Source organism: bacterium, from assembly GCA_028821235.1.
Classification (GTDB): Bacteria; Actinomycetota; Acidimicrobiia; order Spongiisociales; family Spongiisociaceae; genus Spongiisocius.
In genome coordinates, this window is the sequence record JAPPGV010000114.1 from 1 (window position 1) to 12,893 (window position 12,893).

The 12,893-nt window shown below is 65.3% G+C and carries 14 protein-coding genes; 7 read left to right on the top strand and 7 right to left on the bottom strand.

Annotated elements, in window-relative coordinates:
• The first annotated feature begins 454 nt into the window (after nt 1-454).
• From OXK16_11935 to OXK16_11945, 3 genes are read left to right on the top strand one after another with little or no spacing between them, the layout of a single operon-like run.
• The gene (locus tag OXK16_11935) at nt 455-1,630 is read left to right on the top strand and encodes an ABC transporter substrate-binding protein (protein ID MDE0376650.1); all 1,176 of its coding nucleotides are present in this window, start codon (nt 455-457) and stop codon (nt 1,628-1,630) included.
• A gap of 11 nt (nt 1,631-1,641) precedes the next feature.
• On the top strand, nt 1,642-2,427 hold the full coding sequence (locus OXK16_11940) for an ABC transporter permease (GenBank protein ID MDE0376651.1): 786 nt from the start codon (nt 1,642-1,644) through the stop codon (nt 2,425-2,427).
• Nucleotides 2,424-3,203 (top strand): ABC transporter ATP-binding protein, encoded by a 780-nt coding sequence (locus tag OXK16_11945; GenBank protein MDE0376652.1) that lies wholly within the window; start codon nt 2,424-2,426, stop codon nt 3,201-3,203. The genes OXK16_11940 and OXK16_11945 overlap by 4 nt, the downstream gene beginning before the upstream one ends.
• Nucleotides 3,204-3,210: 7 nt before the next feature.
• Here the strand turns inward: OXK16_11945 and OXK16_11950 are convergent, their stop codons facing one another.
• The 6 genes from OXK16_11950 to OXK16_11975 all read right to left on the bottom strand — a co-directional run bounded on the left by OXK16_11950 (nt 3,211) and on the right by OXK16_11975 (nt 7,824).
• Nucleotides 3,211-4,260 carry an LLM class flavin-dependent oxidoreductase gene (locus OXK16_11950; GenBank protein ID MDE0376653.1) on the bottom strand — a complete coding sequence of 350 codons (1,050 nt, stop codon included), beginning with the start codon at nt 4,258-4,260 and terminating at the stop codon, nt 3,211-3,213.
• 7 nt (nt 4,261-4,267) lie between these two features.
• Nucleotides 4,268-5,857 carry a D-aminoacylase gene (locus OXK16_11955; protein ID MDE0376654.1) on the bottom strand — a complete coding sequence of 530 codons (1,590 nt, stop codon included), beginning with the start codon at nt 5,855-5,857 and terminating at the stop codon, nt 4,268-4,270.
• Nucleotides 5,858-5,871: 14 nt separating this feature from the next.
• Complete coding sequence (locus OXK16_11960; GenBank protein MDE0376655.1) at nt 5,872-6,321, bottom strand: DUF3830 family protein; 450 nt, start codon at nt 6,319-6,321, stop codon at nt 5,872-5,874.
• Nucleotides 6,322-6,334: 13 nt separating this feature from the next.
• Nucleotides 6,335-6,841: a DUF3830 family protein gene (locus OXK16_11965; protein MDE0376656.1), complete on the bottom strand. Its 507-nt coding sequence runs from the start codon at nt 6,839-6,841 to the stop codon at nt 6,335-6,337.
• Nucleotides 6,838-7,335: a DUF3830 family protein gene (locus OXK16_11970; protein MDE0376657.1), complete on the bottom strand. Its 498-nt coding sequence runs from the start codon at nt 7,333-7,335 to the stop codon at nt 6,838-6,840. The genes OXK16_11965 and OXK16_11970 overlap by 4 nt, the downstream gene beginning before the upstream one ends.
• 207 nt (nt 7,336-7,542) lie before the next feature.
• A complete protein-coding gene (locus OXK16_11975; protein ID MDE0376658.1) occupies nt 7,543-7,824 on the bottom strand; it encodes a putative quinol monooxygenase in 282 nt (93 codons plus the stop codon).
• A 212-nt stretch (nt 7,825-8,036) separates the two neighbouring features.
• Between OXK16_11975 and OXK16_11980 the strand changes: the two genes are divergently transcribed.
• The 3 genes from OXK16_11980 (at nt 8,037) to OXK16_11990 (ending at nt 11,732) form a co-directional block, all read left to right on the top strand.
• The gene (locus OXK16_11980) at nt 8,037-9,593 is read left to right on the top strand and encodes a DHA2 family efflux MFS transporter permease subunit (protein ID MDE0376659.1); all 1,557 of its coding nucleotides are present in this window, start codon (nt 8,037-8,039) and stop codon (nt 9,591-9,593) included.
• A 9-nt stretch (nt 9,594-9,602) separates the two neighbouring features.
• Nucleotides 9,603-10,223 (top strand): TetR/AcrR family transcriptional regulator, encoded by a 621-nt coding sequence (locus tag OXK16_11985; protein ID MDE0376660.1) that lies wholly within the window; start codon nt 9,603-9,605, stop codon nt 10,221-10,223.
• A gap of 81 nt (nt 10,224-10,304) precedes the next feature.
• Nucleotides 10,305-11,732 carry an NAD(P)H-hydrate dehydratase gene (locus OXK16_11990; protein MDE0376661.1) on the top strand — a complete coding sequence of 476 codons (1,428 nt, stop codon included), beginning with the start codon at nt 10,305-10,307 and terminating at the stop codon, nt 11,730-11,732.
• A gap of 29 nt (nt 11,733-11,761) precedes the next feature.
• On the opposite strand, the gene OXK16_11995 is transcribed toward OXK16_11990, so the two are convergent.
• Nucleotides 11,762-12,070 (bottom strand): putative quinol monooxygenase, encoded by a 309-nt coding sequence (locus OXK16_11995; GenBank protein MDE0376662.1) that lies wholly within the window; start codon nt 12,068-12,070, stop codon nt 11,762-11,764.
• Nucleotides 12,071-12,302: 232 nt separating this feature from the next.
• Between OXK16_11995 and OXK16_12000 the strand changes: the two genes are divergently transcribed.
• Complete coding sequence (locus OXK16_12000; protein MDE0376663.1) at nt 12,303-12,497, top strand: hypothetical protein; 195 nt, start codon at nt 12,303-12,305, stop codon at nt 12,495-12,497.
• Nucleotides 12,498-12,893 lie beyond the last annotated feature (396 nt).

Genomic DNA, 12,893 nt, shown 5'->3' on the forward strand with positions numbered 1-12,893 from the left:
GACCCCAACCTGTGAATCACCTGAAGACCAGGTGGGAAACATCTGAGAATCCATCCGGGACCGGCCCGGCGACGTGCCGATGCCGGCTAGGCGATGCGAGGAAGACGAGTCCGGGTCACCGCAGCGGTTCTATGTGATGAGGCCGCGCCATTCCGTGGGTTTCGGGCGCCGCCTCGTGATGCGGAGGCCCCGGTGCTAGCCGCAACAACCGAAGCTCCCAGCACGCGCACACCTGACAGGCGCAGACCAACCGGTGTTCATCGGACATCGAGGCCTCCGCGAACCGGGGAACCAGTCCATCCGCGATTCCAGCGAGGTTTCACCCTCAGCCAAGGATTTTGCCCCTCTCACCAGCGCTTTCGCGAACTGCCCGGTAGTGTCGCGTATAGAGACCCTGGCCGGTTCGCGACCACTCGGATCCCAGGTCTTCTGAATCCGGCGAAAGGAAGAAAAGATGAGACGAACCTCGCTAGCACTCCTGCTTGCTGCACTGCTGGTGGTGGTTTCTGCATGCGGGTCGGAGGAGGAGCCCGACACTACGGCTGCTGCACCCCAGACCACCGCGGCGCCGCAGACCACGGCTGCGACACCTGCCACCGAGGCTCCGGCAGATGAAGCACCCACTACCACCGCTGCTCCGACCACAACAACCGCGACTACCCAGGCCGAGGAACCGATGGAACCGGTCACGGTCACGCTGTACGTCGGGGGCGTCACCAGCAGCGCGCCGCAGGATTACGCGGCCCAGGCGCAAGGGTTCTTCGAAGCGGCGAACATCGACATCGAGGTCGTGGCGCTGGACGGAACGTCCCAGGCGGTTCAGGCCGTGGCAGCCGATCGGAGCGGATTCGCCTACACCCAGGGCAGCATCCTGGACGAGATGCTGATAGCCGACCGGAACCCGGATGCGCCCCCGCTGATCGCCATATCGGCCGGCGCCATGCGCAATCCCGTTGCTCTCATGTTCCTGGAGGGGAAGGGGATCAGCACTCCGGCTGACCTCCTCGGGAAGACGATCGCCGCTCCGCAGGGCAGCCTGTCGGCCCTGTACCTCGACGTGTTCCTGGAGGCCCAGGGAGTCTCGAAGGACGACGTCACCATCCAGAACATCGGGTTCGGCGCCCTGAATCCGGCATTGCTCACCGGGCAGGTAGATGCGATCGTTGCCTTTGCCAGGGCGATCGCCAGCCTCTCGATCGTCGCTCCCGAGCAGGGGGACACCATCGGAGCCTTCCTGTTCGCCGAGTTCGGCATCGCGGCGCCGATGACCGGCGTGGTGATCCAGAAGCGCCTGCTGGACGAGCACCCCGACGTGGCCAGGGCCATCGCCGAGGTCACGACCCGTTCGCTGCATTTCTGCGCCGTCAACGCGGAGGAGTGCGTCACGGACTTCATCACCATCAACGACGGCCGCGACTTCGACCAGACGCTGGCGGAGTGGAAGGTGGCCCTGGAGGCCCAGTACGGGATCGACCCCGAGGATGCGGCCGGCATGGATCCGCTCGCACTGGGGTGGTTCGACCCTGACCTCATCGCCGAGACCCTCCCGTCGCTGCGGCTGCTGTTCGAGATAGAGAAGGACTTCGACCCGACGACCCTGTACACGAACGAGTTCGTAAGCGAACCGTAAGGAGCCAGGGGTTGGCTCGCAGTAGCACGAAGGTCGGCCGCGACCTGTCCTCGTTGACGGGTCGCGGCCTGTCCTTCCTTTCGTTCCTTCTCGGTCTGGCTCTCTGGGAAGTACTGGTTGACGTACTCGAGATTCCGAGGTTTCTGTTCCCACCCCCGTCGCAGGTGTTCCAGATCTACTTCACCGGGGACATCCGGTGGCTGGACCACACTCTGGTCACGCTTCGTGCGGCTTTGGTGGGGTGTGCCATCGGGGTGGCATTCGGCTTCCTGCTGGCGGTGCTGATAACCCTCTCGGACATGCTCAGCCGGATCGTGATGCCCTACGTGGTTGCGCTCCAGGTGCTGCCCAAGGTGGCGATCGCTCCGATTCTCTACGTCATGCTCGGCTTCACCAACACCTCACGGGTCATCCTGATCGTGATCCTGACGTTCTTCCCGATCGTCATCAACGTGAGTTCTGGCTTGAGTTCCGTGGACAGGAACCTGGTGTACCTTCTCAACTCCCTGGGGGCCGGAAACGTGAGGGTGTTCTACAAGGTGCGCCTCCCCAACTCCCTGCCCTACTTCTTCGACGGGATGCGGATCGCTGTATCCGGAGCTCTGGTCGGGGCGATCGTCGCGGAGTTCGTCAGCTCGAACGAGGGACTCGGGTTCCTGATCCTGAACTCCCAGTACACGTTCAACACCACCGCCGCCTTCGGAGCCTTCGTGATACTCACGATCCTTGGGTTGGCTCTCTACGGAGGCGTGGTGTTCCTCGGGCGACGCCTGATGCCTTGGCACGAACGCGTATGACCTCGGCGCGCGTCGTAACGATGGAGGGAGTGGGCAAGCGCTACTCGACGGCCAAGGGCGAGGATGTGGATGCGGTGACCGACGTCTCGTTCGAGGTTCGTAGAGGGGAGACCCTCGCCATCGTCGGACCCAGCGGCTGCGGCAAGAGCACCCTGCTCAGGTTGATAGCCGGCGTGGACAGTCCGACCGAGGGGAGGATCGAGCGGGAACGCTCGGACGGTCGCTTCGTGGTCGGGTACGTCTTCCAGGAGTCCAGCCTGATGCAGTGGAGGACGGTGTACGACAACATCAAGCTTCCGCTGGAGGTCGTCAAGGACGGAGGGTCGAAGGACAACGTGGACGATCTCATCCGGATGATCGGGATGAAAGGCTTCGAGAACTCCTACCCGATCGAGTTGTCGGGTGGGATGCAGCGGCGGGTCTCGCTAGCACGAGCCTTCGTGCATGGGCCGTCGATCGTGTTGATGGACGAGCCGTTCACGGGAGTGGACGAGTTGACCAAGGAGGCCCTCCAGCACGAGCTGGGCACGATGATCAGGGATCTGGGCGCGACCGCGATGCTGGTCACCCACGACATCGAGGAGGCTGTATTCCTATCCAACCGCATCCTCGTAATGTCGCCGAGACCGGGTTCGATCGTGGCCGAGGTGCCGGTGGACCTGCCCTCTGTCCGGGATCCGTCCATGCGGACCAGCATCGACTTCTTCGCCACGGCCAAGGCGGTGCGCGAGAAGTTGCTCGAGATGCACGTCGGGAACGTCCGCCCATCGGAGTGAGCGGCGTTCAGGAAGCGGAACCGCCAACCCCGAAGTGCGGCAACACCTGCTTGGCGAACGGCACGATCACCTTTTCGTGCTCCCCCTCGGACCGTGGCGCGGAGAAGCATCTCAGCCAGATCTCGTGGATCCCCATCGAGGTGATCTCCCGGATCTTCCTGATGCAGTCATCGGCGGTCCCGGCCACCGAGAACCGCTTGATGACCTCGTCCGTCAGGTGTTCCCGGTCCCTGTATGCGGTCTCGAGTCCCTCACGTCCCAACTCCCGGCACCGGATGAGGAAACCCGGCAGTTCTTCGCCGAACCCGTCGAAGATCGTGGTATAGGCATCCGGGGAGGTATTGACGAGGGCCTGGGTCACGAAAGGCCGCACGTTCTCCACTGCCTGCCGGCCGTCGTCCGAGATCGAGGTGTAGGCCCAGGACACCAGCCGGATGTCCTCGAGGCGCCGCCCGGCCTTGCGGGCTCCCCGCCGGACCAGTCCGATCGCGTACTCGAGCTGTTCTCTCGACACGTAGGTGGCGATCACCGCTCCGTCCGCCAACTCGCCCGCGAGCTCCAGGTTCCTAGGACTCCGGGTGGCGACGAGGATCGGGATGTCCGGCCTCACGTCGATGTTCAGGCGTGCGTCCGACAGCTTGAAGATGCTGCCGTCGAAATTGACGGTCTCCCCGCTGAAGAGCGACCGGGTCATGATGATGGTCTCGCGCAGTGCCTGATTGACTCGGCGACGCTCGAGGTGCAACTGCGGGAAGCCCGACCCGCCTGCTCCGAGGGTCAGGAGGGCCCGGCCTCCGGACAGTTCGTCCAGGGTCGCGACAGCCAGCGCGGTCATGGCCGGGATCCGGGTGTACGGGTCGGCCACGCACGGCCCGACGTTGATCCGGCTGGTGGCCATCGCGTCGGCGGCGAGGGTCACGAAGACGTCCTTCTCGCCGGCGAACCTCTGATCGGCATGCACGAAGCTGTCGAACCCGAGTTCCTCGGCCATCCTGGCCACCGACGTGATCTTCTCGAGCGGCTCGACCGGGGCCATCCCCACACCGAAGGAAACCATCGGACTCCTATCCCTCACCCGCAGCAAGCACCTCGCCGGGCCGGCTCCCGGTGTGGCTTCCCTGCTCGACGACCAGCTGCCCGTTGACGATCACGTGGGGGATCCCAGCGGGAAACTCGCGAGGATTCTCGAAGGTCGCCTGATCGGCCACGGTGCCGGGGTCGAAGATGGTCAGGTCCGCATACCATCCGGGCCGGATGCGGCCTCGTTGCTCGAGCCCGAAGTGCTCGGCGGGCAGGGAGGTCATCTTCCGGACCGCTTCTCCGACGGGCAACAGCTTCCGTCCGCGGACGAAGTCTCCCAACACCTTCGGGAAGCATCCGTAATTCCGGGGATGGGGGTAGTAGTCGGCGGCCAGCTTGCCGTGGGGGGCGACAGCCGACCCGTCGCTCGCCACCATGACCAGAGGGTTCACGAAGATCCTCTCGATGTCGTCCCGCTCGAGCGTGTGGAACACCATGCTCACCCGCCCGCTCGACGTCTCGAGCATGCTCGCGGCAGTCTCGAAGACCCCTTCTCGGCGCTCTTCGGCGATGCGGGCGAGGGTCTTCCCCTCCAGCAGGGGGTCGGGCCCGTATTCGGAGACCGTCATCCTGTCCCCGCCGCCCCGCAACGCCAGCGACTTGGAGAAGGCACTCTCGATGTCCGTCCTCAGCGCGGCATCGGCCGTTCGTGACAGGAAGGCTTCGACGCCACCCTCCTGGCACCACTGGGGGAACAGAACGAAGAGGGTGCTGCTGGTGGCGTCGTACGGGTACTGGTCGCCCAAGACGTCGACACCCTGTTCGCGGGCTTTCTCGATCGCCGCGAGCGCTCTCCCGCTCTTACCCCACACATCGGCCCCGAGTGCCTTCAGATGGGAGATCTGTACCCGTACGCCGGCACCGTGTCCGATCGCCAGGGCCTCGTCGATAGCGTCGAACCAGTCCCCGTTGTCACCCTCGCTCCGGATGTGGCTGGCGTACACGCCTCCGTATTCGCCGACGATCCGGGCAAGCTCTATGAGCTCCCCCCGGCTCGCGTATCCGCCGGGGACGTACCTGAGGCCCGAGCACATTCCCCGGGCTCCGCTGCGCATAGCCTCACGGACGTGGTCCCTCATGGTCTCCAACTGGGCCGGGGTGGGCTCGGCCTGGCTGAACCCCATGACCGCCATCCGGACCGTGCCCTGGGCAACCATGGGCACGACGTTGACGGCAGGATCCACGGATCGGACCCGATCGAAGTACTCGCCCACCGTGTTCCAGTCGACCTCGATGCCGAACCGTCCCACCCGCTCGGCAATGTCCGCCTGCGCATCCCCGACGGCGGGAGCCAGACCCATCCCGCAGTTCGGGAAGACCTGGGTGGTCACGCCTTGGCGGACCGCGCTCTCGGCTCTCGGGTCGACCAGGATGGTGATGTCCGAGTGGGTGTGCGCGTCGACGAAACCGGGAGCCACGATCAGTCCGGTGGCGTCGATGCGCGTCCGGCCCTCGTCGCGGTCGATCTTCCCGACTCGGACTATCCGCTCCCCGGTGACTCCGATGTCCGCCGTGTAGAGCGGCTCCCCGGAACCGTCGGCTACCCGGCCGCCGCCGATGACAAGATCCAGCATCACGCCCAACCGGCTCAGAGGACGCTGATCGCGATCTCGCCGAAGCCTTCCTTCCGCATGCGGGGCGCCTCGTGAGCCAGGGCATCCATGCCTTGGGTGATCCGGCCGACGATGTTGGTGGCCAGCGGTCCGCTCATGCCCCTGATCGCGCTGTCTCGCTCGTATATGAACCCGATGACGAGAAAGGTACGCACATGCCTCGGCCACGCCGGTTCCACGAAGATTGCCGGCTTGTGGTACACGAACAGATCTCCGACGCACTGGTAGATGGTCTGGTTCTCCTCCGGGATGGGCCCTTGGGTGTCAAGCAAGGCATACACTTCCCTGCCGCTCTCCATGCTGTGAATGGCCTGGGTCCTCATCGGAAGCTGTTCTCGCAGCCAAGCGGTCGTTCTCGGGGCGGCAACCTCGTCCAACTCGGCGAAGGCTTCAACCGCCCCGAGTGCTATTCGAACCCTTGTCATCCGGCCCCGCCTGTCATTCCTCGTATCGCTTCACAACCAGCCGCTTGAGGCCCTTGTGGCGGATCTCCTCACACTTGTTCACGAAGTCCGCAGGGAGGTCGATGAAGGTCGCGAACAGCGTCGTGACCTGAAGAGTCGGGTCCTCCTCCCGGGCCGGATCACTCGTCGCCAGACCCAAGCCGGACGGCTCGCCATAGAAGATGGCGAACTCCGAGAGCTCCCGCTCGAACTCCGAACTGTAAGCGAGCTGCTTCCCTCGGGACATCTGAGGCGCCCGCCAGAAATAGACGACGTCTCCGGGTGCTACTACCCCGTGACTGGACGGCCCTTCGGGCGGAAGCCTGAGGATCTTGTCGCCTTGAAGATGCAGCATGATCTCGCGGCTCGCCCAGTTCGCATGGATTGACATGCCCTCCACCGGGAGGATCTCCCATACGGCATCGCACGTGCCGGGCACGATGTCTTCGTGCATTTCGGCTATCGCCGTTGTACCCTCGAGTTCGAAGACCAGCCTTCTCAAGGATCGTCCATTCTCTCGATGATCAATTCTTTCTGGCCTTCATAGATCATCGCCTCGCACGCCGTGCGAAATTCTGCCAGACCGGAGGATATCTCGGCGAACAGGTTCACTGCTTCAGGTCCCCTCGGACCCTGCGGTCTCGTGTCGTGGTCGTACACAATCCCTATTTCGGCGGATTCCAGCCTGCCGTACGGTGAGCCCCGGTAGTAGCGAGCCGGTCTGTAGTAATAGAAGACATCGCCCGGCACGGGAATATAGGTGAGGACGTTCTCGGGTTCGAGATAGGTGTCACCCTCCAAATGGGAGCGTATCAAGTGTCCCGACCATATGTCATGGGTCGCCTTGAGACGGAGCGGGAGGAGGTCCCACAAGGCCGAGCAGGTATCGGGACAATCATCATCCAAGAGGTCGGCGACAGCGGCGGCGCCCGAACCCGGAAGCGAGATCCTGATGCGACGAGGAGAGGCCGGCAAACCCTGTGATTGGTCAGACATGCGAATGTGATGCCTCGTACTGTCGTGGGACCGGACCTCCCGAATGATCCTAAGGGGGATCTTGTAGACCCGTCAAGCAAGCAGCCTCAACGGTGGAGGAGGCGCGATGCCGTGGGATTTGGGCGCGCTCGGCGTTCCGGATCTGCCCCTCTGCCGGGTCCCGTCCCTACCCCGCCGCCAGGGGGACATCCGGCCCGGACCTCCGGCCTATGCGTCCACTATCTCGACGCTGCGGTCGTCCAGCAGGGGGCGGATCTGTTTGACAGCCACTTCCGTGAAGTGCTCGGTTGCCTGGTGCGCGGCGAACGCGGCCCGATCGACATACTTCTCGAGAAGCAGGAACCGGCGCCGGTCGTCCACGCTCCTGTAGACCTCGAACGCGAGGCACCCCGGCTCCTCCAGCACCAGGGCCGTGTAGCTCCTGAGCAGGTCCGCCACTTCGCCGTCCTTGCCGGGTGCCGTCGTGTAAGTCGCCAGGACAATGGTCATGCCGTTTCCCTTCCGCTGCTGGCGCTGTCCTCGTATGAGACGATCGCCGGGACGCCCGGGATTCTATGCCGCCTCCATCCGACTGCCCGCACCGCGACGAGCGCCTTGCGGTGTTGGCTCTTGACCGAGGCGCATCCACCGAGTTGACAAGGTCCTTCAGGCCTCTAGCATATAGAAACGCTACCGTATCGTTTTGATAAGGAGGTATCTCCATGGCGAGTACGGAGCCGGTCTCGAAAGAGTCGGTCGCTTACCGGAGGCGATGGTGGACGCTCGGGGTTCTCTCGACGAGCCTATTAATCATCGGGTTGGACAACACGATCCTGAACGTCGCCATCCCCACGCTGCAGAGGGAGTTCGGCGCCTCGGCCACGTCGCTTCAGTGGATGGTGGACGCCTACATCCTGGTGTTTGCCGGGCTCCTCCTGACGATGGGTTCACTGGGAGACCGCTACGGGCGGAGGCTTGCGCTCCAGGTGGGTCTCGTGATCTTCGGGCTGTCGAGCCTGTTCGCGGCGCAGGCGGCCTCGAGCGGCCAGCTCATCACGGCACGCGCCCTGATGGGAATCGGCGGAGCGCTCATCATGCCCTCCACCCTGTCGATCCTCACCAATGTGTTCCCGCGGGACGAGCGCGGCAAGGCCATCGGGATCTGGGCCGGGGTCTCAGGTCTGGGTGTGGGCCTCGGCCCCCTGGCCGGTGGCCTGCTTCTGGAGCACTTCTGGTGGGGGTCGGTGTTCTTCATCAACATCCCGATCATCATCGTGGCGCTGGTCGCTGGGGTCCTGGTGGTGCCCGAGAGCCGGGATCCGCACCCGGTCCCGCTGGACATCCCGGGTGCGGTGCTGTCCATATCGGCGGTGACCATCCTGGTGTTCTCGATCATCGAGGCCCCGGTGCGGGGATGGACGGATGGCTTGGTGCTGGCCGGCTTCGGGGTGGGAGCACTCCTGGTCGCGATCTTCGTCTACTGGGAGATCAGGACCGACCACCCGATGCTCAACCTGGCGTTCTTCCGCAACCCGAGATTCTCGGCGGGGGCAGGCGCGATCTCGATCGGGTTCTTCGCCCTGTTCGGGATGGTGTTCGGGATGACGCAGTACCTCCAGTTCGTCCAGGGCTACACCCCGCTGGAAGCCGGGTTGCGGATGGTTCCCGTGGCCCTCGGGATGGCGGCCGGCGCCGGTCTGAGCCATCGGCTGGTGTCCAGGCTGGGTACCAACAAGGTGGTGGCTCCGGGCTTGGTGGTACTGGGCGCGGTGCTGATCTCCATTTCCTTCTGGGACCCGCAGACCGAGTACTGGGTCATAGGCCTGACCTTCTTCTGCATGGCCTTCGGAATGGGCAACGTGATGGCCCCGTCCACCGACGCCGTGATGGGCGCCGTACCTGAGGCGAACGCCGGTGTGGCCTCGGCGATGAACGACGTGACCCGGCAGGTGGCGGGAGCCTTCGGCGTGGCGGTGATCGGCTCCGTGATGAACACCGTCTACAGCGGCCGGATGGAGGATGTTGTTACCCGATTGCCCGCCGAGGCGGCAACTGCTGCCCGTGATTCGGTGGGAGCGGCCTCCAGGATCGCGTCGATGCTTCCGGGAGAGATCGGGACGCGGTTGGCGGAAGCGGCCGGAGCGGCCTTCTCCGACGCGCTCGGCGTAGCCGTGCTGGTTGCGGCCGGAGTGGCGCTGTCCGGCTCGGTGTTCATCGTCAAGTTCATGCCGCCACGCCATCTACCCCAAGACGGAGGATCCCGAACCGACGCCGAATAGGGTCTTCCCATGACGAGGGATGACCCCAGGCCCGGCCGGCCCCGAGATCCGCAGACCGACCAAGCCATCCTCCGCGCTGCTCTGAAGCTGTTGACAGACCGGGGATATGCAGGGATGTCGGTCGAGGGGGTGGCTTCCGAGGCAGGTGTCGGGAAGACCACCATCTACCGCCGCTACGCGTCGAAGGAGGAGTTGGTGGCCGCCGCCCTAGGGGCGTTGAGAGACGATCTGGGCCCGCTGCCGGACACGGGTGACACGCGTTCCGACATTGTCGAGATGATCCTGCAGATGCGCCAAGCCGTGCGGCGGGGTCCGGGCTTCGGGATGATCGGCGCTCTTCTCGTCGAGGAAACGCGAAGTCCCGAACTCTTCGAGTTGATGCGTGAACGGCTGCTGCGCCCACGCCGGGACGAGGCGATGATGGTCCTGAGGCGCGGTGTGGACCGGGGGGAGATCCGGGCCGATGTCGACCTGGAGATAGCCGTCCAAGCCATGGTCGGGGCGGTCTTCATGCGGCACATGTTCGGGGTTCCCGAGTCGAGGAGACGCATCGAACAGACCGTGGACATGGTCTGGAGCGGGCTGGCCGTCGCGCCGGAGGCTGACCGCCCTCCCATGCATGACCGCTGACCCGCCGTTGGATGGTGACCTGGTCAGTCGAGTCAACCTACTTGGGTCAGTGGTGGCGCGGTAGGTCTACAGTGCTGGTTGATGATTCCCGTTCTCACGGCTGAGCAATCCCGGCGCCAGGATGCGATGGCCACCGCGGATCCGCGCACCCTGCTGGACCGGGCCGGCCTGGCGGTCGCCTTGCAGGCGGTAGCCATGGGGGCAGGCTACGGGTCGACGGTGGCGGTGCTGGCCGGTCCCGGTAACAACGGGGGCGACGGATACGTGGCGGCCCGGTATCTGGCGGGGCGGGGGATAGCGGTGGACATCTACCCGCTGGCCGAGCCGCGCACCGATCCGGCGATATGGGCGCGGGACCTGGCCAGCCGCGAAGGGGCGCGGGTCCGGCGCTGGTCGGATACCAGGCATGCTGACATGGTGATCGACGCTCTGTTCGGAGCGGGCTTCCGTGGGGAGCCACCCGACCTCTCATCTTGGACTCCGCCCGGCCCCGGTGACGGAACCGGCTTGCCCTGGTTGGCGGTCGACGTGCCGTCCGGGCTGGACGCCACCACGGGAGAGGCGGCCGGAGGGACACCCTGCGCCCGGGCCACGGTCACCTTCCACGGATATCGGGTGGGGCACCTGGTGGGTTCGGGTCCCGACCGGTGCGGCGATGTCGTGGTGGCCGACATAGGCCTGCCGGATGTGGCGCCGGAGATGTGGCTGTGCGAGGATGCGGACGCCCCGCTTCCCGTGCGGTCCCGCACCGCACACAAGTGGTCGGCGGGTTCGGTGCTGGTGGTGGGCGGCTCGGACGGCCTGGACGGGGCCGCCACCCTGACCGCCCGGTCGGCGCTGCGAGCCGGCGCCGGGGCGGTGATGATCGCCTGTCCCCCCACGGTCGAGGAAAAGGTCCGGGCACCCGAGATCATGACCCGGGCGATCGGATCGGGCCGCTCGCTATCGGCGGCCGACCTCCCCCAGGTGCTGGAACTCGCTCAGCGCTTCGATGTCGTGATCATCGGACCCGGCCTGGGGTCGTCCCCCGACCTCGGGCCTTTCGTTAGCGGGCTTCTCCGGGGTTGGCAAGGGCCGGTGGCAGCCGACGCTGATGCCCTGAACGCTCTCGGCGATCCGGGAGGCCTGGCCCGCCCTGGAGACACCGTCATCACCCCGCACGCGGGAGAGTTCCGACGCTTGACCGGACGGGCAGCGACCTACCAGGAGGCGGCCCGATTGGCCGAGGACACGGGAGCTACCGTGTTGCTGAAGGGCGCTCCCACATTCGTCATGGGAGCGGACCGGTGGCTGGTCAACTCGGGCGGTCGCGAGCTCGCCACCATCGGCACCGGCGACGTGCTGGCGGGAATGATCGGAGCCTTCTGGGCCGCCGCCGGGGGGGACGGCGCGGAGGCGGCCCGGTCGGCCGCCTACTGGCATGGCAGGGCAGCATCCGAGTTGGCGGCCCGGCGCACCGTGACCGCCGACCTTCTGGTCGAACAGGTGGCCATCACCGCCCGGCGCTGAACTAGGCCCTCGGCCGAAGCCGGGGTCGCTCAGGCGATCTGCGTCATCCTCATCTCGCCGTGCTCCAGGATCAGGTGAGTGACCGCGTCGCTTCCGTCCCGGATGTGGGGCGAGGCGATGTGACGTTCCAGGTCTTCCTCGCTCCGCCAGTACTCGACGAAATAGAAGAGGCCGGGATCGTCGTTGACGCCGTGTAGCTGGTAGTCGACGCAACCCTCTTCCTTGAGGGTGGGGGCAACGAAGCCCGCCAGCGTCTCCCGAACCGTGTCCTCGGCGCCGGGCTCGGCCCGTACCCACGCCACGACGCTCAGAATGTCCTTGTTGGTGGTATCGCTCATGCCCGGAACTGTACTACCCGCTGTTACGGACACCCGCGGGTTCAGCCGGCAGGCAGACTGCGCACGGTGCCGGTAGGTGTATTAAGGGGTACGGTGTGATCGGGTAAGAACGCGAAAACTATCGCTTGAAAGATCGGCATTGTCAGGCCATGTTGATCGTATACTTAAGGTGTGCAGTAGTGCTGCTCGCTTGACACCGGCTACACTGCTCGCGGGTTAGGAGAACAGGACCATGTTGGAACTCATCGGGATCGTCGGCCTGCAGGTCGTCACGATAGGAATCCTGTTGCGCTTCATGTTTTCCGTCGCGCGGGAACTCGGCGCGTTCAAGGCGGAGATGAGAAAAGAGCTTGGCAACATCAAGGCCGAGCTAGCGGTCGCGGCAACTGAGCGCAAAGGGCTCCAGGCCGCGTTCAACGAGTTCTGAGAGCTCGGGTCGGGGTCTGATAACCGAAGTTCGGGATCTCAGGACTGATTCTGGCACCGTCACATAGGAGTTGGGTGAACTCAATGGCCGTCTCGACGTGATCTGCCTGGTCCGGCCGTAGGCATCGGTCGGTTCCAAGGAGTAGGCCCCGGCGGACCGAGCCTTAGCGATCGAAGCCTCGGCGATGGAAGGGGGGCGAGGGATCGAACCGCCGTCACGCGCCGACACGTCCGGCCAGCAGGCGGGCGGGGTTCTTCCGTAGGAGCGTGTCCAGATCCGAATCGGAAACGCCCCGGGCTTGGAGGCGGGGGACTATGTAGCGGAGGAAGTGGTCGTAGCCGTGGGGGGGGGGGGGGGGGGGGGCGGGGGGGGGGGGGGGGGGGGGGGGGGGGGGGG